The organism is Aeromonas sp. 96A (genome assembly GCF_051919165.1).
In the GTDB taxonomy this organism is placed as follows: Bacteria; Pseudomonadota; Gammaproteobacteria; order Enterobacterales; family Aeromonadaceae; genus Aeromonas; species Aeromonas veronii.
The window spans coordinates 3,117,276-3,141,531 of the sequence record NZ_JBQBFE010000001.1 but is presented as its reverse complement, the minus strand read 5'-3'; the positions used below and the strand labels follow the sequence as shown (position 1 = coordinate 3,141,531).

Sequence of the window (24,256 nt, the reverse complement as noted above, 5' to 3'; positions counted from 1 at the left end):
CCCGCGATGGGCCCCCTTGATATTGCGCTTATTGCGGCTTGTTGGCACCCGGCAGCGGCTGCCAGGTGAGGCGGGTCACCTGAGTGCCCTGCACCTCGCACTTGAGGCTCAGCTCCTGCCACCCCTTATCCTGACGCAGGGAGACCTCACCTTCGATCCCCTGCTCGCCAATCTTCAGCTTGTCCTGCTCGAAGATCACCTTGTCGCCGTGGGCGAGACCCATCAGTTTGCCGTTGCAGAGCCAGTGAGCGAGATCCGCCCCCTTCAGCTTGACGCCCCCCTTGGCCGCCTTCTGTTCGGCCGCGCTCACCACAAACAGCTTGCTCAGCTCGGCAGCCCGCTTGGTGAGCCACTCCTGACGCTGCTGCATGCTCATCTTGCTGACGAACTCGGCGGGCTGCCCCTTCTCGTCCAGCCATTGGATCAGCTTGCCGCTGTCGTCAAAGGCAAACTGGGCGGCGGGCTCTTTGACCCCGAACAGCTTGCCGCCCTTGAAGTAGTAGCGGCTCTCCCCTTCCAGCTTGCCCAGCTCGTTCATGATGGGCACGGCGATGATGACGGGGGCGCCATCGATCCAGGCCTTGATATCGACGCCGTCATGGCTGAATTGACGGGTATCGAGGGCGCTCTCGGCTCCCTTCTCCATCAGGGTAAACTGCTCGGCGAGAGAAGCGGCCAGAGAAGGGAGGGAGCAGAATCCCAGGGTTAGCGCGATCGCTGTGTTGCGCATTGAGTTGTACATAGCACTCCTGTGATGGGCCATCCGGCCCGTGGTTAACTCTCTGTCAGCCAGGCCCGCAGCCCTTCCCGGTGAGCATCGCTCAGGGGCAGGGATTGGCGGGCCCGGTAGTCAAAATGGATCAGGGTCGTTTCGGCGGTGACGGCCAGTTCGCCGCCCTGCCAGGCCTCCTGCCAGACCGTGAAAGAACTGGTGCCGATGCGGCGCACGCCAGTCTTGATGGTGACCGGCTGGCCGTAGAACAGCTCCCGTTTGAACTGCACCGTATAGCCCGCGATGATCAGATGCCAGTTATGCACATCCAGATCGGGGGAGAAGATCCGGAACAGGGGATCCCGCGCCGATTCGAACCAGACCGCCGGCACCGTATTGTTGATATGGCCGAGGGCATCCGTCTCCTGAAAGCGGGGTTGGATCTGCATTTCCAGCATGAGTTGACTCCTTGTCTCTTTGTTTCTGTCCTTGTCCTGTTGATTGGACATCAGTGGCCAATGGGTGGCCGCCGGGCATCACCAGCGGATCAGCATGTTACATGATACTGCTGGCCCAAGCACAGGGATGCCCACGACCCTGCGCGACCGGCCAGCGGGTGTCGCAGCGCGGCGGATGGTAGGGCTGCACAGAAAAGCGGGCAGTAAAAAGCCCCGCACATCTTGGCTGTGCGGGGCTGGTGCAGATAACCAAACGGCTCGGGGACTAGCCGAGCAGATCGAAGCGATCCGCATTCATCACCTTGTTCCAGGCGGTGATGAAGTCACAGACAAACTTCTCCTTGTTGTCATCCTGGGCATAGACCTCGGCATAGGCGCGCAGCACAGAGTTGGAGCCGAACACCAGATCCACCCGGGTGGCCGTCCATTTCAGGGCGCCGCTGCGGCGATCGCGGATCTCGTAGAGATTGCTCGCTTTCGGCAGCCACTGGTAGCCCATGTCGGTCAGGTTGACGAAGAAGTCGTTGCTGAGTACCCCGACCCGATCGGTAAAGACCCCGTGCCCGGTACCGCCGTGGTTGGTGCCGAGCACCCGCATCCCGCCGACCAGCGCCGTCATCTCGCAGGCGGTGAGCCCCATCAGCTGGGCGCGATCCAGCAGCAGCTCCTCCGCCGTCACCACATAGTCCTGCTTCAGCCAGTTGCGGAAGCCATCGGCCAACGGCTCCAGCACCTCGAACGAGGCCACATCGGTCTGAGCCTGAGTGGCATCCCCCCGGCCCGGCGCAAACGGCACGCTCACCGTCACCCCGGCGGCCTGGGCTGCCTGCTCGATGGCGAGGTTACCCCCCAGCACGATGAGATCCGCGACGCTGACGCCACACTCGGCCGCCAGCTTGTCATAGACCGCCAGCACCTTCGCCAACTTCGCCGGTTCGTTGCCCGGCCAATCCTTCTGGGGCGCCAGCCGGATGCGGGCACCGTTGGCTCCGCCCCGCTTGTCGGAGCCTCGGAAGGTACGGGCACTATCCCAGGCGGTAGTGACCCGCTCGCTGATGGAGAGGCCACTGGCGGCGATCCTGGCCTTGACCGCCGCCACGTCATAATCGGCACGTCCGGCAGGCACCGGATCCTGCCAGATCAGATCTTCTGTCGGCACATAGGGGCCGACATAGCGGCTCTTCGGCCCCATATCCCTGTGGGTCAGCTTGAACCAGGCGCGGGCAAAGGCGTCGGAGAAGGCCGCCGGGTCATCGCGGAAGCGCTCGGCAATCTTGCGATACTCGGGGTCGAATTTGAGCGCCATGTCGGCATCCGTCATCATGGGTTTGCAGCGGATCGACGGGTCCTCCACATCCACCGGCATATCCTCTTCGGCGATATTGATCGGTTCCCACTGATGGGCCCCCGCCGGAGATTTTTGCAACCACCAGTCGTACTTGAACAGCAGCTCGAAGTAGCCGTTGTCCCACCTGGTCGGGTAGGTGGTCCAGGCACCCTCGATGCCGCTGGTCACTGTGTTGCGGCCGATGCCGCGGCTGTGGTGATTGATCCAGCCGAGCCCCTGCTCCTCGAGGCAGGCCCCTTCCGGCTCGGGGCCAAGCTGTTTGGCATCGCCGTTGCCGTGGGCCTTGCCGACGGTGTGGCCACCGGCGGTCAGCGCTACCGTCTCTTCATCATCCATCGCCATGCGGGCGAAGGTGACCCGCATATCCTGCGCGGTTTTCAGGGGATCGGGCTTGCCATCCACCCCTTCCGGGTTGACGTAGATAAGCCCCATCATCACCGCCGCCAGCGGGTTTTCCAAATCCCGCTCGCCGGAGTAACGACCGCCCGGCTTGCCGCTGGGCGCCAGCCATTCCTTCTCCGATCCCCAGTAGATATCCTTCTCCGGGTGCCAGATATCCTCGCGGCCAAAGGCGAAGCCGAAGGTCTTGAGCCCCATGGACTCATAGGCCACGGTGCCCGCCAGAATGATCAGGTCGGCCCAGCTGATCTTGTTGCCGTACTTCTTCTTGATGGGCCAAAGCAGGCGACGTGCCTTGTCGAGGTTGGCGTTATCCGGCCAGGAGTTGAGGGGGGCAAAACGCTGGTTGCCGCTGCCACCGCCGCCGCGGCCATCGGCGATGCGGTAAGTCCCGGCCGAGTGCCAGGCCATGCGGATCATCAGGCCGCCGTAGTGGCCCCAGTCGGCGGGCCACCACTCCTGACTGTCGGTCATCAGGGCGGTCACATCCTGCTTGAGGGCCGCCATATCGAGCCCCTTTAAGGCTTCCCGATAGTTGAAACCGGCCCCCAGCGGATTGGTCTTGGTATCGTGTTGGTGAAGAATGTCGAGGTTGAGGCTCTTCGGCCACCACTCCATTCTGGACGTCTCGACGGAGGTGGTTCCCCCGTGCATGACCGGGCATTTTCCTGCGGAACTGTCTGAATTATTGCTCATCGTTTTCCTCATTTGCTCTGCTGTCCATAACCTGAAACAGCATGGCACAGAGGCGTGACACAAACTGTGCAGCAACGGCCGATTTAGGGATCTTTCACGCAAGCGGCCACGGAACGCCCGTCAGCCGCGACAGAAATTGGACGAACTATGGCACCTCTGCGGGCTGATGGGGCGGCTCGGGCCGCAGCCAGGCGCTGCGAAAATCGAACCAGCCGAGCGCCGTCATCCGCACCCCGTGCACGCCGACCCGGCTCTCCAGCTCCAGCCAGTGGTGAAACAGCGGTACAAACCAGCTCTGCTGCTGCACCCTTGCCAGCAGGGCGCGGGGACCAGGCTCGACACCGCTGGCCCGCCACTGCATCAACCCCTGCCACAACTCATGCTGACTGCCCCACACCTTGCGCAGCAACGGGGTGCCCTGCAACCAGGCGTAGGGGGCAAAGGGGCCGGCATGTTCGAGGTTGAGGGTGCCGAGCCAGAGATCCACATCCTCATCCTCGCCACTCACCCAGCGACCGTAATCGAGGGTGCGCACCTCCAGCCTGATCCCCTGTTCGGCCAGCAGGCTGCTCATGGCGTTGGCACACTCGTTGAACTCCAGATGCTGGTTGAAGCAGGCGAGCACTAGAGTCGTCGGTAACTGCGTCGGTGTGGGCAAGGGCGCGGGCAGTGCTTCGCGCCAGTGGGGCAGCAGGCCGAGGGCGCTGGTCCAGCCCCGTTGCAACTCGGGGGCGACCCGCCCCATCAGAGCAACCGGATTGAGCAGTTGGCCGAGCCACTGGCGCAGGGCGGGATCCTGCAAGGATCCGGAACGATCGTCCTGCAGCAGGAAGTAGCAGCCCGACTCCAGCTCCGACTCGCCGCGCATGGTGCCGAGCTCGGGGCTGTCGCGCCCCAGCTGCAGGTGGGTCTCCAGCCGCTCCGCCAGCTCCGGCAGCATCCAGATATCGATCTCGTCGAGCAGGGCGCGCAGGCCGAAGTAGTCGTCAAACGCCGCAAGGCAAAGATGCAGGGGATCGTTGGCAGCCACTCGGTAAGGGCCGGTGCCCACAGGTTGCAGAGCAAAGCCCGCCTCCCCCTTGAGCTCTCGCGGTAAAATGGTCGCCACCGGCTCCGCCAGCAGGTGGGGCAGCCAGGGATCCGGGCTGTCGAGATAGAGATCCAGGGTGCGCGGCCAGGGGCTCTCCAGCCGATCCAGATGGGCGAACAGCGGGCGATCCCGCAGGGCCAGCAGACTCTCCATCACATCCTCCACCACCAGCTCGCGGCCGTGGTGAAAACGCACCGCCGGGCGCAGATAGAAGCGCCAGTGACAGGGGCCCAGACACTCCCAGTGGTGGGCGAGATCCCCTTCGATTTCCCCATTTTCCTCATTTCGCCGGGTGAGGCCGTTGAAGATCTGGCGGCTCAGGTGAATTTCGGAGCGGCGCATCGGGCCGGTGGGCAGCAACTGCGGCAATGGCCGATAGTATGGCACCCGCAGGATCTGGCGCCCCTCGCGGGTGGCCTGACCGAGCTGTTCGATCAGCAGCGGAGTGAGCAGATCGAGGCGATCCTCGGCCAGCCTTACCGCCTGTGCCAGCTGGCCCTGACCGAGCAGATCCCGCAAGCGGCGCCGGGTCAGGCTCTCCTGACTGTCGAGCAGGGTGAGCCGGGAGCGCCGCCCCCGCCCCGCTTCCGCCGACCAGCTGAGCCAGCCCTGATCCTGCATCCGCCGCAACAGCAGACGGGCGTTGCGTGGGGTGCAGCAGAGCAGGTCCGCCACCTCGGCGAGACTGATCTCCCGCTCATCGCTGCCAAGCAGCTGGGCGAGTCGTTGAAATTGCTGGTAGAGGCGACCGGTCGGCATAAAAGAGGAAATCCAGTTGCTGTAAGTCATCAGTTTTTACTTCCGCATTTTAGCTCAATACTGCTGATGAACGTGAGCACCACAGCAGAGGAGCACCATCATGAGCCACGCCAACCCCCTCAAACCGAACCGGATCCAGCAGACCTTGCGCCGTTACTTCAAGCGGATCCTGCCGCGCCCACTGTCGCTCATCGAGGATCCCATGCAGCAGCTCAACCGCCTGATGCAGTGGGATATGAACCAGATCGACGACAAGGAGTATCGCCGCCGTCTCTGAGTGCGAGCCGTGCCAGCCACTCGGGACGCGCATCCCCTGCGGGCGACATTGCTTTGCCGGATCTTGCTGTTTACATCGGCCACGGGCCTGATAGATTGGACGTCTATCCATCTATAACTGCCATAAGCAACATCCAACAAGGAGTGTGTGATGAAAGATGCGACCCTGGCCCTGCACCACGGCTTTTCCAGCGACCCCACCACCAAGGCGGTCGCCGTGCCCATCTACCAGACGGTGGCCTACGAGTTCGAGAGCGCCCAGCACGGGGCGGATCTATTCAATCTGGCGGTGCCGGGCAACATCTATACCCGCATCATGAACCCCACCAACGATGTGCTAGAGCAGCGGATGGCCGCGCTGGAAGGGGGGATTGCCGCGCTGGTGGTCTCGGCGGGTTCAGCCGCCATCACCTACGCCATTCAGGCACTGACCGCCGCCGGTGACAACATTGTCTCCACACCCCAGCTCTATGGCGGCACTTACACCTTGTTCGCCCACATGCTGCCGAGTTTCGGGGTCGAGGTACGCTTTGCCAAGGATGACAGCGCCGAGGCCATCGCCGCCCTGATCGACGACAAGACCAAGGCGGTCTACTGCGAGAGCATCGGCAACCCGGCGGGCAACATCGTCGATCTGGCCGCGCTGGCCAAGGCCGCCCACGCCCGCGGCGTGCCGCTTATCGTCGACAACACGGTCGCCACGCCGGTGCTCTGCAAGCCCATCGAACATGGCGCCGATATCGTGGTGCACAGCCTGACCAAATATGTCGGCGGCCACGGTAACTCGCTGGGCGGCGTGGTGGTCGACTCGGGCAAGTTCCCCTGGGCGGATCACGCCGAGCGCTTCCCGCAGCTGACCAAACCCGAGCCCTCCTACCACGGGGTGGTCTATACCGAGGCCTTTGGCCCGGCTGCCTTTATCGGGCGGGTACGCACAGTGCCGCTGCGCAATACCGGCGCGGCGCTGGCGCCGATGAACGCCTTCCTGCTGCTGCAGGGGCTGGAGACCCTGAGCCTGCGCATGGAGCGCCACGTGGATAACGCCCTGCGGGTCGCCCACCACCTCAAGCATCACCCCAAGGTGGCCTGGGTCAGCTATGCCGGTCTGCCGGGTCACCCGCACTATCTGCTGGCGGAGAAGTACATGGCCGGCCGCCCCTCGGCCATTCTCTCGTTCGGTCTGAAGGATGGCTACGAGGCGGGCGTGCGCTTCTACGATGCGCTCAAGATCTTCAAGCGGCTGGTCAACATCGGCGATGCCAAGTCGCTGGCCTGCCACCCCGCCTCCACCACCCATCGCCAGCTGAGCGAGGAGGAGCAGGCCAAGGCTGGCGTCAAACCTGAGATGATCCGGCTGTCGGTGGGGATCGAGGCGATCGAGGACATTCTGGCGGATCTTGATCAGGCGCTGGAGGCCTGAGTCAGTCAGCAAGGGAGCGGGCATCAGCCCGCTCTTTTTAGCCATCGGTGAACCGTCCCCCTCGCCCGCTCGTACACCCGATCCTGCCACCGAATCGAGGTCGTTATGATAGTCCTGCATCACCTGAACAAATCCCGCTCCCAACGCATCATCTGGCTGCTCGAAGCGCTGGGCCAGCCCTATGAGATCAAGGCGTATCAGCGCGATGCCGCCACCTTTCTGGCGCCGCCCGAGCTCAAGGCCATCCACCCTCTCGGCAAGTCGCCAGTCATCGAGTTCGACGGCCGGGTGCTGGCGGAATCGGGCGCCATCACCGAGTACCTGATTGCCCGCCACGCTCCGGAACGGCTGGCACCGGCACCAGATAGCCCCGACTATCCCGAATACCTGCAGTGGCTCCACTTCGCCGAGAGCTCCGGCATCCTGCCGCTGCTGCTCGACATGTTCGTGCGCAAGGATGGCAGCCCGATGCGCTTCCTGCCGGACTACGCCAAGGCGGAGTGTGCCAAGGTGCTGGGCTACCTCAATGAGGTACTGGCGAATCGCCACTATCTGGTAGGGGATCGCCTCTCCGGCGCCGACATCATGAACTCCTTCCTGGTGGATCTGCTGGCGCAAAGTGGTCAGCTGGCCCACTTCCCGCACCTGCAAGCCTACTGGCAGCGCCTCAATACCCATCCTGCCCGCCAGAAGGCAGTCGAGCTGGAACGCGAGCTGGATCAGCGCCCCTGATCCGAATCGCCATCATGCAAAACGCCCCGACTGTCGGGGCGTTTTTGTTATGCAGCGGGCTGCGGTTTACTTGGTCGCGGGCACCTTGTCCCGGCGCGACTTCCACCACCATCTCAAGCGGATCTGGGAGATCAGCATCCCCGCCAGCATCAGGGCGCAACCGGCAATGGCGCGCTCATCCAGCGTCTCACCCAACAGCAACACGCCACCCACGGCGGCAAAGACGGTCTCCAGACTGAGGATGATGGCAGCGTGGGCCGGATGAGCACCCCGCTGCCCTACCACCTGCAGGGTATAACCGACCCCGACCGACACCAGCCCGGCATAGAGCAGCGCCTGCCAACCGGCCACTGCGCCGCTTAACGTCGGGGTTTCGATAACAAAAGCAGTGGCGAGGCTGAGCAGGCCGCAGACCACGAACTGCACTCCGGCGAGCTTGATGGGAGCAACCCGGTTGGAGTAGTGATCCACCAGCAGCAGGTGAACGGCCCAGAACAGGGCGCCGACCACCTGCAGCAGATCGCCAAAGCCGATGGTGAACTCGTCGGTAACGCTCAACACATAGAGACCGGCCAGCGCGATGATGGCGCCGATCCAGGTATTGAGCCCGCTCTTGTGGCGCAGCAGCAGCCCCAGTACCGGCACCAGAATGATGTAGAGCCCGGTGATGAAACCGGCCTTGGCGGCGGTGGTATAGAGCAGCCCCACCTGCTGCAGGGAGGCGGCGCAGAACAGCACCAGCCCGGCCAGCACACCACCGATCAGCAGTTGGCGATGGTCGCCCGCGACGGCAACAGGTTGTCGGGATTTGAGCCACCAGAGCAGCGGCAGCAGGGAGAGGGCGCCGAGCAGAAAGCGCAGGCCATTGAAGGTATAGGGCCCCATGTGATCCATCCCGAGGCGCTGGGCGACAAAGCCCATACCCCAGATGGTGGCAGCCATCAGCAACATCAGATTGGAGCGCATGGCGATTCTTCCTTAAATCGGCGCGTGACGGGTTATCCGATCCAAGATACCCGCCTCCCTATCCTCTTGTCTTCACTCTTTGTCTTCGCTCTCGCTCCCCATGCTCTGCATCGCACGGCTTTTGAGCACAGCGAGTGTTACAGCAGCGAGGGCTTGGTGAACACGGCCAACAGGGCAATCAGTAGCAGATTGCCCCGCAGGATCCACACCACCCGGAAGTGCTGCTGAATGGAGATCATCGGCGCCTTGCCCAGACGCAGGGCGCGACGCCAGCGATAGAAGAGGCGACTGGGATAAACGAGGGAGCCAACAATCAGCAGAAACAGCCCCATCTTGAGGCCGTGGGCAGGATGGGCAAAGATCTCTGCCACCGAGCTGGCATGCTCGAGGGCCAGCAGACTCCCGGTGGCAAAGATGGAGAAGAGCGCCAGCGCAGCCACCCCATCTGCCAGCAGCAGGCGGCGCACTCGCAGCATGTTCAGGCCGCGCCGAAAGATCAGATACTCGACACAGAGGGCAAGGATTAGCACCGCTATGCTGCCATAATGAATCATTGAGAGCAGAGTGTGGTTCAGCATCGGAAACATCTCATTTTCTGCCTTTAGACGAGCCGCACAGCATCATATATGCTGGTGTCACCCGAGACGAAAAGGATCTGTTCATGTCCCCCGCCAAGCCCAAGAACACTTGGTCTTTGATCACCCGCATGCGGCTGGGCCTCCTCTTGCTCTTTATCCCTGTGTTGCTGCTCGGCAGCATCTACTACCTGCATATGGAGCGCACCCTGCGCCACGAGCAGCAACAATATCTGATTGCTCGCAACACCCAGTATTTCCATACCCTGATCGAACCCTATCTGGCGACCCTCAAACGCCAGTTTACGCTCATTTATCAGCAGGTAAATTATCGGGATTTCAGCGGCCCGGAGATCCTTAACGGCGAGCGCTACCTGCAACAGTGGCAGGCCTATCACAAGGTGATGGAGCTCGATTACGTCTACGTGGGCACCGAGCATCGCAAGATGCTGATCCACCCCTCCTGGCAGGCCGACGAGAAGTTCGATCCCAGAACCCGCCCCTGGTATCTGCTGGCATCCAGCCATCCCGGACAGATTGTCTGGACTGATCCTTATTACGACTACACCTTGGGCACTCTCACCATGGCACTGGCCCGGGTGATTGAAGAACCTGACGGCAAGCGGGTTGGCGTACTCTCGTTGGATACCCAGCTCACCCCCCTCGCCAGCTGGCTCAACAGTCGGCACGAGCAAAGCCATCATCTGGGCAATGGCTATCAGATCCTGCTCAACCATGACGGGCTGGTGCTGGCCCATCCGGATCGCGAACGGGTATTCAAACCCCTCGCTCACCCCGACTGGCTGGCCCGGATGCAACTGCCGCAGGGCTTTTTCCTCGATGATGCCAGCGGCCTGATGGTCTCCTACTACCGCATCCCCGAGCAGCGCTGGATCCTGCTCAGCGTCGAGCCGACTGCCAGCATGCAGCAGGTGATCGACAGCGTCTCTATCAACGTGCAGTTGATGATTGCCGTCGCCTGCATTCTCTATCTGCTGCTGGCCCTGCTCTGGTCCCGCTACTTCCGCCGGATGCTGGGGGAGATCACCCTGCTGATCCGCGCCAGCCGCTCCGGCGGTATCGCCTACAACGGCCGCCGTATGCTGGAGCTGGCCAAGGTCTATGAAGAGATGGATGCCGCCAGCCAGGACTTTGCCCAGATCCGCCTGCAAGCCCATCAGGACAAGCTCACCGGGCTCTACAATCGTCGCTTCTTCGACGAGTGCCTGCAGAAGCAGCTCAACAGTGGCGCCCCCTTCGGGGTGGTGATGTTCGATCTGGATGATTTCAAACGGGTCAACGATACCCACGGCCATCAGGCAGGGGATGTGGTGCTCAAGCGGGTGAGCAAGCTGGGCATGAATCTATTCCACGAGTGGGGCTGGTTCTGCCGCTATGGCGGCGAGGAGCTGGTGCTGATCTTCCGTTACGGCGAAGAGCAGCCGATGCTCCCCTCCCTGCTGGAAGCGTTCCGGCTCGGGGTGGAGCAGCTGGAGTGGCGCGAACCCAATCTCACTATCACCATCAGTGGCGGGGTGGCCTTCAGCCGCTCCGGGCTCTCGGCCAAAGAGCTGGTGGAGCTGGCCGACAAGGGGGTCTATCAGGCCAAGCGGGAGGGGAAAAACCGTATCTGCTTCCCGCTGCGCCACACCCCTCACCAGAATGCCGAGGAGGAAGTGCCCGCCTTTGGCGAGCCCCGACAACAAACCAACGAGGGGTAGCCACAGCGGCCAGCATCAACCACAACGCTGTCCGCAAAAACAAAGAGAGAGGCTCCAGCCTCTCTCTGTGTTTTTCGTGCTTCTGTCACACGTTAAGCCTGTGTGGCGCGCAACTCAGCGCTGCCACTCCCACACTGGCCAGCCCAGCTCCTCGGCCTGCTGACGCAGCGCGGGGGCAGGATTGACCGCATGGGGATGGCTCACCGCCCGCAGCATGGGCAGATCATTGTGGGAGTCGCTGTAACCAAAGCTTCCCTGCCAGAGCTGTTCCCGCCCGGCAAAGAGCTGGTTGATGCGGGCCACCTTGCCCTCGCGAAAACTGAGGGTGCCGCGGGTCTGGCCGGTCAGCATGCCGGACTCTTCATCGAGCAGGATGGCCACGCAGTGCTCCATCCCCAACATCCACGCCATGGGGGCCACCAGATGTTCGCCGGAGGCGGAGATGAGCACCAGCTCGTCGCCACGCTGGCGGTGCCACTCGATACGTGCCAACCCCTCGGGGTAGATACGCTCGCGCAGCACCTGCTCGGCAAAGCGGGTGCAGAGCGAGTCGAGCCACTGGCGCGTCTTGCCCGCCAGCGGTTGCAGGGTGAAGGCCATGTACTGGTGCATGTCCATCTTGCCCTGATGGTAGAGGGACATCATCCCCTGCTCCTCGGCGATCATGCTGGCGGGGGCCAGCTCCTCGGCCACCATGTACTCCAGCCAAAGGCTGGCGGAATCCCCGGCAATCAGGGTCTCGTCCAGATCAAACAGTGCCAGTGCCATGGGCGCTCCTCGCAGTGAAAATGGAAATGAAATGCCGCCTCATGCTACCTCACAGAGCTGATCCCGGGCCACCACCAGCGTCACGGCGCGCCCCACCGGCAGCAGCTCGCGGGCCGAGCGGTTGAGGCAATCTACCGTCAGAACGCCTGCCTCGCAGGTCACCTGATAGCGGATCACATTGCCAAGCAGCTGTTGCCCGCTGATCACCCCCGGCAGGTTCGGTTCGTCGCTGTAAGCGCCAGCCGGCAGCAGGGAGAGGGACTCGGGTCGCAGCGCCAGCTTGCCCTGAAAACGGGGGCCAAACAGCGACTTGCCCTGCTCGGCGCAAAGCAGGTTGTAGTTGCCGATAAAGCTCGCCACAAACTCGCTGGCGGGACGGGTATAGATCTCCTCCGGCGTGCCGCTCTGGACGATGGATCCCTTGTTCATCAGGAAGATCCGATCCGACATGGTCAACGCCTCCTCCTGATCGTGAGTCACGAAGATGGTGGTGAGCTCAAGGCGCTGCTGGATCTCGCGGATCTGCTGGCGCAGGCTGCGGCGGATGCGGGCATCCAGCGCCGAGAGCGGCTCATCCAGCAGCAGGATCCGCGGCTGCACCACCAGAGCCCGGGCCAGCGCCACCCGCTGGCGCTGGCCGCCGGAAAGCTCGGCCGGATAGCGGCGCTCGAAACCGGTCAGCTCCACCAGCGCCAGCACCTCCTGCACGCTGGCCGCCAGCTCCCGCCCCGGCTGGGGTTTCATCTTGAGGCCGAAGGCAACGTTGTCCCACACCGTCATGTTGGGGAACAGCGCATAGCTCTGGAACACCATGCCGATGCCCCGCTTCTGAGGCGCCTGCCAGGTGATCTCTTCACCGGCCACCCGCACCTGACCGCCATCCACCGGAGTGAGCCCGGCCAGCGCCCTCAGCAGGGTGGACTTGCCGCAGCCGGAGGGGCCGAGCAGGGTCACCAGCTCCCCCTTGCGAATGCCGAATTCGATCCCCTCGAACACCGGCGTATCGCCGTAGGATTTGTGCAACTGATTGACTTCTAAATGAAACATCTTGGATCACCGATGAAATCTGTTGGCCGCCCAGGTGAGCAGCAGGGTCAGCAGGAAGTAGCTCATCACCAGCGCACTGGTGAAGTGGCCAGAAGTGGCGCGCATGTTGTAGAGGTAGACCTGCAGGGTCTCGTAACGGGTGCCTACCAGCATGTTGGCAAACACGAACTCGCCGAGCAGGAAGGAGAGAGAGAGAAACAGCGCCGCCAGCAGCCCCTTGCGCAGGCAGGGGATCACCACCAGCAGGAAGGCGCGCCGACTACTGGCCCCCAGCAGATGGGCGGCATCCATCAAATCCCTGAGCGGTACCCCTTGCAGGCTGTTGGCCAGCGCCCGATACATAAAGGGGAGTACCACGGTGAACCAGGTGCCGATCAGGATCCACGGCGTGCCGATAATCGGCAGGACACCATCGGCGTAGATCTGCAGCAACCCCACTGACGAGACCACAGGTGGCACCGCGAAAGGGAGCAGGATCAGCAGGTTCATCCAGGGATCCAGCTTTGGGAAGTAGTAGGCCACCACCAGCACGGTCGGTACCAGCACCAGGGTCCCCAGCAGCAGAGTGGCGAAACAGACCAGGAGGCTGCGACCAAACGCCGCCAGAAAGCGCGGATCGCCCCACAGCTTGAGATACCAGTCGAGGGTGAAGCCATCCGGCAGCAGGGTCGCCCCCCAACGGGTGGAGATGGAGTAGAGAAACGTGGCCAGCAGCGGCAGCAGCAAGGTGGCGACCAGCCCACCCAGCACCCACTTGGGCCAGCGCGGCGTCAAATCATGCATGGGATTGCCCCTTGTTCACATAGCTCTTTTTCAGCAGCCACTGGTTGGCGGCCGTCACCACTCCCAGCAGCACCATCAGGATCACCGCCAGCGCCGCCGCCATATTGGGCTCGAGGAAGATATCGCCGGAGACCAGACTGGCCACCCGGATGGTCACCAGATTGAAGTTGCCGGTGGTGAGGGCGTAGGCGGAGGCATAAGCCCCCACCGCGTTGGCAAACAGGATGATCAGGGTGCCGAGCAGCGCAGGCGTCAGCACCGGCAGTGCCACGTGCCACACATACTGCCCCTTGCTCGCGCCGAGCAGCGCGGCCGCTTGCGGCCACTCATCCTGTAGCGCATCGAAGGCCGGGTAGAGCAGCAGCAGGGCAAGCGGGATCTGGAAGTAGGTGTAGATGAGGATAAGGCCGCTACCCGAGTAGAGGTTGAAGCCGTCGATCAATCCCCAGGATTTCAGCAGCAGAGTCACTGCACCATTGATGCCGAGAATGATGATGAAGGCGAATGCCAGCGGCACCCCGCTGAAGTTGCCGGTCATGGTGACAAAGGCCAGCAGCACCCGCTTGACCCGCTCGCCGCTGTGGCGCAGCGCGGCTGCCCCCAAAGTGCCGATGGCCAGCCCCGCCAGACTGGCGATACCGGCGATACGCAACGAGTTGCCGAACGATTGCAGGTAGAAGGGGGAGCTCAAGATCTCCCGGTAGTAGTCGAGGCCCCAGCCATCGGGGGTCTGAAAACTGCCCACCAGCACCCACACCATGGGGGCGAGCTGAAACAGGATCATCAAGAGGACAAACGGCAGCAGCACCAGCGCGGGCAGCCAGTGGCGGCGCACCTTCTGCTTGGTTGCCACGGGGTGATCCACCAGGATCTCGGTGGTTGCAGGCATCATCAGTGCACCTCGCGCATAAAGGCCGCCTTGAGCAGCGGTGGCGCTGCCGGCTTGTCGTGGGGGATGCCCAGCAGATCCGCCATCAGGGCGCAGAGCTGGGTCTGGGCGATCACTACCCCATCCGGCCAGCGCTCGATAAAGGCATCGCCAAACAGCCAGAGTGGCACGGTGCGCTCTTCCGGCAGGGTGCCGCCGTGACTCAGATCGGTGTTCATGCCGTGATCCGAGGTGACTACCACCTGATACCCCTCCGCCAGCCACTGGGGCAGCAGATCGGCCAGCAGGCTGTCCATCCGGCGCGCCTGATTGCGGTACTGGCGGGAATCGAGGCCAAACTTGTGGCCCGCATCGTCCACCCCCATCGGGTGGATCAGCAGAAAATCGGGATCGTACTGGCTGCGCAACCATTCCCCATCCATCAGCAGATGGCTGTCGGGATAGTTGTCATCCCAGTAGAAGCAGCCGTGCTGGATCGGCAGCTGCTCGTCGTGGGTAAAGCGATCGCGGGCCGCCAGCCAGGGGCTCTTGTTGTAAAGCTCGCTCACCCAATGGTAGGCCGCCGCTGCGGTGCGTTTACCCGCGGCGCGGGCCAGATGGAAGATGGAGTCATGCAGACTGAGACGACTCACCCCGTTGTGGGTGATACCGCTCGCTACCGGCGGAACGCCGGTCAGGATGCACTCGTAGAGAGGCCGGGAGAGGGATGGCAGGGCGCAGCTGAGGGTCGTATAGAGGCCACGCTCCGCCTCCACCATGCCACCGAGGTAGCCCATGGTGTGGGCTACCTCGGCTGCCAGACCATCCACAAGTACCACTATCACCTTGTGTTGCACTGGATTCCCTTACTGCATGTTGATCATGACGGTTTCTTGCCACTGACGCGGCAGGGCTTTGGAGCTCTGCTCCCAGGCGGCGTGATCCTGCACCGGCTTGGCATTGGCATACTGCTCGGCTGGCAGCAGCTTGGCCTTGACGTCATCCGGCAGGGTCACGTTGCTGCGGATCGGGCGGGCATAGCCACGGGCCAGATTGATTTGACCGGCATCGGAGAGGATGTATTCACGGGCCAGCTTGGCGGCGTTGGGGTTCTTGGCCCACTTGTTGATGATGGTGGTGTAGCCGGCGATGACGGAGCCGTCGCTCGGGATCACCACTTCAAACTTCTTGGGGTCGATCTGGTCGCGGTAGTTGAGGGCGTTGAAGTCCCACAGCACCCCCACTTCCACCTCGCCCTTCTCGATGTTGGCGATGGTGGGGTCGTTGAGCGACAGGCGGCCCTGCTTGGCCAGCTGGCCGAACAGCTCCAGTGCAGGTTTCAGATTCTTCTCGCTACCGCCGGTGGCATAGGCCGCCGCCAGCACGCCGTTGTTGGCCTGGGAGGCTACGCCCACATCACCCAAGGTCACCTTGTAGTCGCCACCCAGCAGGGATTGCCAGCTGGTGGGGGCGGCTTTGACCAGATCCTTGTTGATCAGGAAGGCGATGGTGCCGGTATAGGCCAGCATCCAGTGACCGTCGGCGTCCTTGGCCCAGTTGGGAATATCAGCCCAGGTGGAAGGTTTGTAGGGCTGGGTAACACCCTGCTTGACCGCAACCGGGCCGAAGGCACCACCCACGTCGCCGATATCGGCGGTGGCATTGGCCTTCTCGGCGGCGAACTTGGCAATCTCCTGCGCCGAGCTCATGTCGGTATCCTGATGCTTGATGCCGTAGATGCTGCCCAGCTGCTGCCAGGTATCCTTCCAGTTGGCCCAGCTGTCGGGCATACCGATGCTGTGGAGCTGGCCTTCGCCGCGGGCGGCCTTTTCGAGATCCGCGATATTCTCGGCTGCAAAAAGTGGTTGGCTGATGGCCACCATGGCCAGTGCACTTGCGATCACGCTTTTCATCATCCCATCCCTCTGGACTAGGTCAGTTAAGGTTCGAGAGGGATGCTAGAGGGGAATTGTGACGGTGGCGGGGCGCTTTAATGGCAGTTTGATGACAATCACCCTGTCATGGCGCTGTCATCCACAGCGGTTACAACTCTGAACCCGAATGAGGCTGGACTATTCCAGTAAGGGATTGGCCAGCCACCCGCCTTCTGAATAAGCAACAGGGACAAGAGTGTGACCGAGCCGAGATTGAGCGAGCAGAGAGTGAACGAACAGAGCATGGCCGATGGCCGCTCCTCCTCCAAGTGCGAACAGATTTGCCAGACCCTGCGCCGCTATATCGGCAGCGGCCAATTGGGGGCCGGGCAGCAGCTGCCCGCCGAACGGGCCCTGAGCGAACGCTTCGCCACCACCCGCATCACCATCAAGGAGGCGCTCTCCAGCCTCGAAGCGGACGGCCTTATCTACCGTGCCGAGCGGCGCGGCTGGTTTGTGGCACCACCCCGCCTCACCTACGATCCCGCCATCCACACCCACTTTCACCAGTGGATCGGCGAGCAGCAGCGCACCGCCGAAACCCGGGTGCTGGCCCACGGCAGCGAACTTGCCAGCAGCGAACTGTGCCGCTGGATGGGGCTGGAACCCTTCACGCCGCTCTACGAGATCCGCCGCCAGCGGCTGATCGACGGCCGCCCGGTGCTGCATGTCAGCCACCACCTGCTGGCGAGCCGCTTTCCCGATATCGCCAGCGCGCCGCTGGCCAGCTCCCTCACCGAGCTCTATCAGCAGCGCTATGGCATAGGCCAAGGCGGGGCGAGTCTCGAGATCACCCCCTCGGCAGCGCGCGGCGCCATCGCCCGCGCCCTCAATCTGGCGGAGGGGAGCGCCGTGCTGCGGCTGGTGCGGGTCAACTATGACGAGCGTGGTGCTCTGGTGGATTGCGATATCGAGCACTGGCGACCGGATGCGATCCGTATCTGTCTCGATACCCGGGCGTTGCAACCGATCGCAGGCAAGCTGCAACAAACCCGGGTCGCCGATTAGACTCCAGCCAACAGAGCGGATCCCGCAGGATCCGCCGGGATCAGTTGTCGATATTGGGGATCATGTCGTCAAAGCTCTGATAGCCGCAGTCGGCCAGTTGCAGCGACATGGTGTAGGTCTTGGCATGCTCCTGCTGACCGATAGCGGGGCGGTTGAGCTTGATCTCCTGATGCCAGTACTCCTTCATCCGGTCGATCAGTGCCATCGCCTCCCCTTCGTTGAGGTGCAGCTGGCAGAGCGCCATATAGTTGTTCGACTTGTGCATGTTCTCCACCAGATACTCCCCCAGCACTGACATTGCCTGCCGCGCCTGCTGGCGGGCGAAACGGCTGTGCTGCTCGAAGCTGATCCGCTCGCTGATCAGGAAGTGGTAACTGTTGTCGATACCAAGCTGCAAGATACCGAGCTTCTCCAGCTTGCGCAGATAGAGGTAGCAGGAGGCATCGGTCAGGCCGTACTCCCGCTTGAGATCGATCAGCGTCTTGTCGCGCCAGAAGATATTGGCGAGAAAGGCGTAGAGCCCCGGCTCATTGTGAAACGCCTCGTCCTGCTCCTGGGTAAAGACGGCGCGGCGGCTCTGGGCGTCCTGAGTGCGATCCAGCAACTCCTCGAACGAGAGACCCACCAGATGGCAGATCTCCAGCAGAGTATCAAACGGCAGCGAGGGCTTGTTCATCATCCGTTTCACGGTCGCGATGGAGACACCCATGGCTTCTGCCAGGGTCTGATAGCGGATCCCCTTGTCGGTCAGGGTCTTCTTCAGGGTGTCGAGAATATTGTTGGCCAGGGTCTGGCTGTAGGTCATGCCACTCTTCCTTGTTATCGCACTTTCATTGCATGGTTATGCCGAGTCAGCTTCTGACCTGTTTTTACCTTCAAGGCTCAGATATTGACACCGAAAAAACAGCCTAGAGAAAAAATCGCCTACAACGCCCATCAGGACAGACCAGTTGAACGATGAGGTCGCAAAATCTGACACCAGACAGTGCATATCTTTCAACCCGCAAACATTTTGCTAGTGCTGCATAGAACATCGCGCATAATCGAAACGTATCGAATTCAAGACCCTTCCTGGTTGAGAAATCGATTGTTTGCTTCCAAATTTTTATCTTTTAAACCGTAAGGTTTTTTCTCTTTCCTGGCATTGGGCGGCGCTGATAGCACCGCCCTTTTCTTTTCCCTGAATTCGCAGGTCAGGTCAAGGGCCCCGGCAAGGGGAAGTGTCACCGGCCACCTGCCGCCCACTGATGCGCCAGCCACCACGACCTCTCTGGCAAGGTATTCTAAACGGTCATCAATACCGTGTTATTGCCATTTAATATATTTAAATGGCCTGTTTGGAAAGCTTCATTAAATATAAAAACGAATATAAGAAAGTTATTTAAAACTCCAAAAACCTATCTTTTAAATAGCTTGTATATATAAGCAAACGAAATTAATCAGACCGCACGACCCATATCTGCTTATCGCATCTCATGCCCACCCCAACGAGTGCTGCAGGGAGAAAAGAAAAGCCACTCACAAGAGCCCATTCGCGTATCTGATGGGTAACATCGCCTTCGCAAAAACAGCCTCAAAAGACCACCAAAAATCGCATTGGGAACAATCCCAAACCTCAAAAAGAGCAAAAAACAGGCAAAAATATAGATTTTTTTCTCACGGTTTCACCTTGTGAGGCGTTCAAAAAACCATCGAAAAGAGCCTGATGCCTGTGACTGACATCTGAGATGCCAATTTTTAGACAACTCATCATGGCCACGCTCGAATGAAAATTTAATACCAATACAAATCAATAACATAGAATCAAAGTCTAACTCTCAGCCTGTCATTTGCCTCACCAGTTAATTATTTAAACCTCAATAAAGTTAAAACTCTAATAACACCATTTATTAAACAAAATGACCCTGCTTGCAGCCAGTCATATTTAGAAGGATGGGGAAATCACTCTCTTGTTATTCAGAAATGTGCTGACTATACTGCGGCCCCTCTGTGAAAGCAGAGCGATGACGGAAATATAAAAAGCTTCATGGATTGAGCAATATAAATCACACGCAGTTCACGCAACACAAGGTTATTTATCCATGAACAAGTTTAATAAAATTGCCGCTTTCTCCCTGCTTGCTCTGGCCATGAATGGCGGCGCCCATGCCGAAGGCTGGTATGCAGGTCTGGATCTGACCACCTCCAAGATGGATCTCGATGGTGCGGCCAAAGACTCCTATGACGCCAAAGTGATCGACGACCAGCTCGACGGCGGCAGCCTGATCGTGGGTTACAGCTTCAAACCCTGGCTGGCGGTTGAAGGTGGCTTGCACGCCCAGCAGATGGATCAGCTGACCTGGGTGACCTCCCCGATTGCAAGCGGCTTTGCCGACACCACCATCGACACCCGCAGCATCAGCCTGGCCGCCAAGCTGAGCCAGCCGCTGGCCTGGGGCTTCAGCGCCTATGCCAAACCGGGCATCGCCTACACCCGCACCGAATTGGAAGTTGTCGGCAACGCCACCTTCCTCGGTTTCAGCGATCAGGTAAGCAAGAGCGCAACCAAGAGCAAGGTACACCCCAATCTGGAAGTGGGTCTGGACTACGCCTTCAACGACCACTTCTCTGCCGGTATCGGTTACGAGCGTCAGTTCGACGCCCTGAGCCTGGGTGACGAGCACTACTCTCTGGATACCTTCAAGCTGGGTCTGCGCTACCACTTCTAAGTCGCGCCGCGTCAGTCACAATACAAAAGGGCCGCAGGTTTCAAACCTGCGGCCTTTTTTACTGCTCTTCTTTCCGAGCCCTGCGCGTTAGCAGATCTGGTCTTTACCCAGCTGCTTGGCCTGATAGAGCGCCCGATCTGCGCGCACCATCAGGCTCTCCTTCTGCTCATCCTGCTGATACTCCGCCAGCCCGAAGCTCATGGTAGCGGGCGCATGGGGGCAGATGGGCTCGCTCGCCATCAATGCCTGAAACTTGCTCGCCACCACCAGCGCATCCTCGCGGCCGGTGTTGGGCAACAACACCATAAACTCGTCACCGCCCCAGCGGGCCAGCAGATCTATCTCGCGGATATGGCGGCGCACCAGCGCCACTATGTTGATCAGGGTCTGATCCCCGGCGTTGTGGCCATAGCTGTCGTTGATCTGCTTGAAGTTGTCCACATCCATGGCGATCACCGTAAACGGCTGATGGAAGCGGCGCGCCCGCTCGCACTCCAGCTGCAATGCCCGCTCCAGCCGATAGCGGCTGGCGGCGCCAGTCAGGGCATCGGTCTCTGCCAGCAGACGGTTCTCCTCGGCTTTCTGTTGCAGCGCCTCGTTGAGTCGCACCAGCTCGGCGGTGCGCTCGGCAACCTGCTGCTCCAGCGACTGATTGCGCCGCTCCAGCTGCTCCAGCAACAACTTGCTGGCGTGGATATCGCGATGGGCGCCGATCATCCGCGCCACAGACCCGTCGGGATTGCGCTCAATGATGCGGCCACAATCCTCAATCCAGAGGTAACTGCCATCCCGGCAGCGGCAACGGTACTCGGCGCGATATTCGTGGGCGCTGCCGCTCAGGCAGAGATCGAACTTCGCCATCACAGCCGCCAGATCGTCGGGGTGGATCACGTTCTCCCAGGTGAAGACGGTATTGCCGAGGGAGTGAGGCTCGTAACCCAGCATCCGGTACCAGCCCGGGTTGCGATAGACAAAACCGGTATTGGCATGCCAATCCCAGATGCCATCGCTGGTCACCTCCAGAATGCCATGCACCACGGCCTCGCTGACATCCGAGATCCTGATCGTGTCACTGTCCTGCACCATAGCAGTTATCCTTGTTCTTCCGCCCCGCGCCACCACGGGGAATCGCGCTGTTGTCTTGAGGCGCTACCTTGGCATATTGCAACAGATCTGTCAGCCAGAACCCCACCGCACCAGCGTTTCCCCGGTTATCGGCCACTCACGGCACAGGCTGAATCAGGGTGGTCATAAGTGTGGCTCAAGCGCGCCCCATTTACCGGATTTAACTCACGATTCAGTCATTTGGGGGATGGGAAAAATGAGGGGATACGCTGGAGCAACCACAGAGGTCACTCGGCCAGAGTCAGTCGATAAAAATCCGTCTCCTGATGTTTCGGATTGGGGCGCAGAAATACCCAGCCAAAGCGCCGATAATGATTCAAGGCCCGCACATTGGTACGACTCACGGAGAGCATCGCCCATTTACAACCCGCCCCCAGCAACTGCTGACGAATATAGGCCTGCAACACGGCAGCCAAGCCAATGCCACGATATTCGGGGAACAGATAAACCAGCTGCACATAACCGGTCTCGGGCTCATCGGAAAAGCTGCGAAACTCCAGCTGACCCACCCGTTGTTCACCCGCCCAGACATGAATGTAGTGCCATTGCGCTTGCTCCAGCCTTTCGCGGATCCGCTCCCGATAACCGTCGATAAAGTCGGAAAAACCTTCATGGGTATGAAAACTGCAGAAATAGGCATCCCTGCGTGCCTGAACACAGAGTTCGTAATCCCGCTCCAGATCGATGGTGTTAAATTCAAGTCTCAAGCAATGACATCCTGTCATGTGTAAGTAGGGTGTAATAAGCGAAGCGCATTACACCTTTTGGCAGATAAATAGCAGCGGTGCAATTCACTTCGTTCTTTGCACCCTACCGGATTTCACGAAGCGGGCAAAATTGGCATTGTGCCAACCAGCTCCCCTCACCCTAGCCCTCTCCCAGAGGGAGAGGGGATAAAGCGGCACCGGTAATATGATCGTCAGCCGTGTAGGTTCGATTAGCGAAGCGTAATCGGACTGCGGTAACGGCATTGCTCCCTTCTCCCGTTTATTAGAAAAGGAGGAGAAGGGTCGGTGATGAGGGGAAGGAAAAAGAGATTACGCGGTAAACGTTGGGCTTCGCTACGCTCAGCACCAACCTACACAATCGGTAGGTTGGTGCTAAGCCTGCGAAGCCAAACATATGAGACACATCAAACCTGCAAGATATAAAAATTATTTAGTTAACAAAATTGCGCCCATAAAAAGATGCTCCTGCCCCTGCAGCACAAGATAGATTTTGTTCAAGTACTCTAACTTTGAATATTGATCTTTTGATATTATAGATTTCACGAAATCACGAATATCACTAAATCCACTGTTATGCCACTCATTCTGAGTCTTATAAGTAAGTCGATCGTCAAGATGATATTCATCGTCATCTTGATTATAGATAATAACTATAGGTTGATAATATTTTAATCCATCAATATTTGCCATGCCAGCTAATGTTATAAATTTTGCATTCCCAGTAATTCTATCCCTTGCTTTTTCATTCAAACCAGCCCGCATAATTATTTCATTTCTAGTTCTGTCAAATAACTGGGCGATTTGTATGTCACTAAATCCTAATTCATTAAAAACAAAATACATAAGCAAAGCTAACAGTTTATCCTTAATTTCAAGCTCTTTGGTTATCTCACCTTCCTCTACCGCCTTATATATCGTTCCATGAGCCACACTATTTCTTAGCTTTTTAATTATATTGAAGTCAACCTCACTAAAACCAATAACGTCTCTAATTTGCAGTGATGTTTGCCCCATTAAAAAGTCATACTTATTCTGTAGCGTTGCATGTGATGTATTTTTTAACTGCTTAATGGCACCAGCCAAATTATGAATGAGACTTATATCATCAACGGACAATTCTTCTGTCTTTTCAAAATTAGTTAGTACCTCAGTGAGCTGCGCCTTCAATGCTTTGAACTGCACAGTGTTTAACTTGTGCCCATGCCCTTTAGATGTCAACTCACAATACATCTCTAGTGTAACCACCACTGATAATATGTTGTGCTCCCAATATCCAATAAGTTTATCGGATAATGATGGCACTATACGACACCATATCTCTCTGAATGATTTTTTAGTGAAATAGTTATTAAATATCGTATCCCATAGCTGCCACCTAAATATGTTGCTAAAGTCACATATAGCTTGACGAACACGACCCATTGGATTTGGATTATATGTTATGCAAGGAAATATCAAAGAACTATAAAAACCCTTGCTTAAAGATGACGAAAGATATACTGACCTGATTGACAGGGCGCCACCGAAAATGAGAGAAAATAAATTTCTAATCTCTTGTGCAAGATCTTTTATTTCGTTAAGTGAAAAGCTAGCATTTATTTTCTTGATAACGAATCCATCTTGTATTTTTATTACCTGTTCTGCGAGACTAATCTGCTCAACTGAAACATTTCTGGTGTTATTTATACGATACCCATTCCCTTTAAATGAAAATTCAATTGAAAACTTATCTACCCCCAACTCTCTTTTAAATTCATCTTGAGATAACTCATAGGTGCGCCAACTTTCGCATTGTTCAGATATTCCAGTAAGAGATACTTCAATGACATCGTAAAAATCATAATTTTCTGCGCCCATAATTATGGACTCGACGAACTCTGGATATATGACACCTCTCCACAATGATGAATCATGAAGTCTATAAACCTTTCCTGTTCCAACCTCTTTACAAGTTATCGGTGAAGAAATTAACCTACGTTCATCAAACAGAATGGCAGGGTTATTTGTCTTTATTTGTAGCGTCGGGGCCTTTGATTTACCTATTACTAATGAACCAACATATTCATCACCATCCAATTCAAACTGAACTGTCATCAGATAGTCGTCAAAAAAGTTCAATTCTTTAATTTTCATCA

22 protein-coding genes are annotated in these 24,256 nt (G+C 58.9%); 6 read left to right on the top strand and 16 right to left on the bottom strand.

Features of this window, described 5'->3' with window-relative positions:
* Window positions 1-28: 28 nt before the first annotated feature.
* The 4 genes from ACTG2W_RS14465 to sgrR form a co-directional block, all read right to left on the bottom strand.
* Entirely contained in the window at window positions 29-730 is a 702-nt protein-coding gene (locus ACTG2W_RS14465) for a hypothetical protein (protein ID WP_106843554.1), read from the bottom strand.
* Between the two features lie 44 nt (window positions 731-774).
* The gene (locus ACTG2W_RS14460; protein WP_005336457.1) at window positions 775-1,170 is read right to left on the bottom strand and encodes an acyl-CoA thioesterase; all 396 of its coding nucleotides are present in this window, start codon (window positions 1,168-1,170) and stop codon (window positions 775-777) included.
* Between the two features lie 265 nt (window positions 1,171-1,435).
* Window positions 1,436-3,613, bottom strand: coding sequence for a catalase/peroxidase HPI (gene katG, locus ACTG2W_RS14455; RefSeq protein WP_440016305.1), 2,178 nt, complete (start codon window positions 3,611-3,613; stop codon window positions 1,436-1,438).
* Between the two features lie 145 nt (window positions 3,614-3,758).
* Window positions 3,759-5,462 (bottom strand): HTH-type transcriptional regulator SgrR, encoded by a 1,704-nt coding sequence (gene sgrR / locus ACTG2W_RS14450; RefSeq protein ID WP_181281622.1) that lies wholly within the window; start codon window positions 5,460-5,462, stop codon window positions 3,759-3,761.
* A 100-nt stretch (window positions 5,463-5,562) separates the two neighbouring features.
* Between sgrR and ACTG2W_RS14445 the strand changes: the two genes are divergently transcribed.
* The 3 genes from ACTG2W_RS14445 to ACTG2W_RS14435 all read left to right on the top strand — a co-directional run bounded on the left by ACTG2W_RS14445 (window position 5,563) and on the right by ACTG2W_RS14435 (window position 7,890).
* The gene (locus tag ACTG2W_RS14445; protein WP_106843427.1) at window positions 5,563-5,739 is read left to right on the top strand and encodes a hypothetical protein; all 177 of its coding nucleotides are present in this window, start codon (window positions 5,563-5,565) and stop codon (window positions 5,737-5,739) included.
* Between the two features lie 150 nt (window positions 5,740-5,889).
* Window positions 5,890-7,158, top strand: a complete 1,269-nt coding sequence (locus ACTG2W_RS14440) for an O-acetylhomoserine aminocarboxypropyltransferase/cysteine synthase family protein (protein WP_139463665.1) — start codon at window positions 5,890-5,892, stop codon at window positions 7,156-7,158.
* 105 nt (window positions 7,159-7,263) lie between these two features.
* A complete protein-coding gene (locus tag ACTG2W_RS14435; protein ID WP_440016303.1) occupies window positions 7,264-7,890 on the top strand; it encodes a glutathione S-transferase family protein in 627 nt (208 codons plus the stop codon).
* A 66-nt stretch (window positions 7,891-7,956) separates the two neighbouring features.
* Here ACTG2W_RS14435 and ACTG2W_RS14430 read toward each other — a convergent pair whose 3' ends face one another.
* Window positions 7,957-8,856: a DMT family transporter gene (locus tag ACTG2W_RS14430; protein WP_106843426.1), complete on the bottom strand. Its 900-nt coding sequence runs from the start codon at window positions 8,854-8,856 to the stop codon at window positions 7,957-7,959.
* Window positions 8,857-8,993: 137 nt separating this feature from the next.
* On the bottom strand, window positions 8,994-9,434 hold the full coding sequence (locus ACTG2W_RS14425; RefSeq protein WP_019445450.1) for a DUF2214 family protein: 441 nt from the start codon (window positions 9,432-9,434) through the stop codon (window positions 8,994-8,996).
* Window positions 9,435-9,517: 83 nt separating this feature from the next.
* On the opposite strand from ACTG2W_RS14425, the gene ACTG2W_RS14420 reads away from it, so the two are divergent.
* The gene (locus ACTG2W_RS14420; protein WP_106843425.1) at window positions 9,518-11,152 is read left to right on the top strand and encodes a sensor domain-containing diguanylate cyclase; all 1,635 of its coding nucleotides are present in this window, start codon (window positions 9,518-9,520) and stop codon (window positions 11,150-11,152) included.
* A gap of 114 nt (window positions 11,153-11,266) precedes the next feature.
* On the opposite strand, the gene ACTG2W_RS14415 is transcribed toward ACTG2W_RS14420, so the two are convergent.
* From ACTG2W_RS14415 to ACTG2W_RS14390, 6 genes are read right to left on the bottom strand one after another with little or no spacing between them, the layout of a single operon-like run.
* The gene (locus tag ACTG2W_RS14415) at window positions 11,267-11,920 is read right to left on the bottom strand and encodes an HAD family hydrolase (protein ID WP_106843424.1); all 654 of its coding nucleotides are present in this window, start codon (window positions 11,918-11,920) and stop codon (window positions 11,267-11,269) included.
* A gap of 39 nt (window positions 11,921-11,959) precedes the next feature.
* Window positions 11,960-12,967: an ABC transporter ATP-binding protein gene (locus ACTG2W_RS14410; protein ID WP_106843423.1), complete on the bottom strand. Its 1,008-nt coding sequence runs from the start codon at window positions 12,965-12,967 to the stop codon at window positions 11,960-11,962.
* 6 nt (window positions 12,968-12,973) lie between these two features.
* Complete coding sequence (locus ACTG2W_RS14405; protein WP_005355251.1) at window positions 12,974-13,750, bottom strand: ABC transporter permease; 777 nt, start codon at window positions 13,748-13,750, stop codon at window positions 12,974-12,976.
* Window positions 13,743-14,642: an ABC transporter permease gene (locus tag ACTG2W_RS14400; RefSeq protein ID WP_106843422.1), complete on the bottom strand. Its 900-nt coding sequence runs from the start codon at window positions 14,640-14,642 to the stop codon at window positions 13,743-13,745. Before ACTG2W_RS14400 ends, ACTG2W_RS14405 begins: the two co-directional genes overlap by 8 nt.
* Window positions 14,642-15,475, bottom strand: coding sequence for an alkaline phosphatase family protein (locus ACTG2W_RS14395; protein WP_106843421.1), 834 nt, complete (start codon window positions 15,473-15,475; stop codon window positions 14,642-14,644). Before ACTG2W_RS14395 ends, ACTG2W_RS14400 begins: the two co-directional genes overlap by 1 nt.
* Window positions 15,476-15,484: 9 nt before the next feature.
* Complete coding sequence (locus ACTG2W_RS14390) at window positions 15,485-16,531, bottom strand: ABC transporter substrate-binding protein (RefSeq protein ID WP_106843420.1); 1,047 nt, start codon at window positions 16,529-16,531, stop codon at window positions 15,485-15,487.
* 264 nt (window positions 16,532-16,795) lie between these two features.
* Between ACTG2W_RS14390 and ACTG2W_RS14385 the strand changes: the two genes are divergently transcribed.
* Window positions 16,796-17,560: a UTRA domain-containing protein gene (locus ACTG2W_RS14385; RefSeq protein ID WP_106843552.1), complete on the top strand. Its 765-nt coding sequence runs from the start codon at window positions 16,796-16,798 to the stop codon at window positions 17,558-17,560.
* Window positions 17,561-17,600: 40 nt separating this feature from the next.
* On the opposite strand, the gene ACTG2W_RS14380 is transcribed toward ACTG2W_RS14385, so the two are convergent.
* Entirely contained in the window at window positions 17,601-18,365 is a 765-nt protein-coding gene (locus ACTG2W_RS14380; RefSeq protein ID WP_005336490.1) for a helix-turn-helix domain-containing protein, read from the bottom strand.
* A gap of 1,276 nt (window positions 18,366-19,641) precedes the next feature.
* Between ACTG2W_RS14380 and ACTG2W_RS14375 the strand changes: the two genes are divergently transcribed.
* Window positions 19,642-20,268, top strand: coding sequence for a porin family protein (locus ACTG2W_RS14375; RefSeq protein ID WP_106843419.1), 627 nt, complete (start codon window positions 19,642-19,644; stop codon window positions 20,266-20,268).
* An 87-nt stretch (window positions 20,269-20,355) separates the two neighbouring features.
* Here ACTG2W_RS14375 and ACTG2W_RS14370 read toward each other — a convergent pair whose 3' ends face one another.
* The 3 genes from ACTG2W_RS14370 to ACTG2W_RS14360 form a co-directional block, all read right to left on the bottom strand.
* Entirely contained in the window at window positions 20,356-21,354 is a 999-nt protein-coding gene (locus ACTG2W_RS14370) for a sensor domain-containing diguanylate cyclase (protein WP_058057085.1), read from the bottom strand.
* Between the two features lie 266 nt (window positions 21,355-21,620).
* Window positions 21,621-22,100 (bottom strand): GNAT family N-acetyltransferase, encoded by a 480-nt coding sequence (locus ACTG2W_RS14365; protein WP_106843418.1) that lies wholly within the window; start codon window positions 22,098-22,100, stop codon window positions 21,621-21,623.
* A 447-nt stretch (window positions 22,101-22,547) separates the two neighbouring features.
* A complete protein-coding gene (locus ACTG2W_RS14360) occupies window positions 22,548-24,254 on the bottom strand; it encodes a hypothetical protein (RefSeq protein ID WP_146142119.1) in 1,707 nt (568 codons plus the stop codon).
* Between the last annotated feature and the right edge of the window lie 2 nt (window positions 24,255-24,256).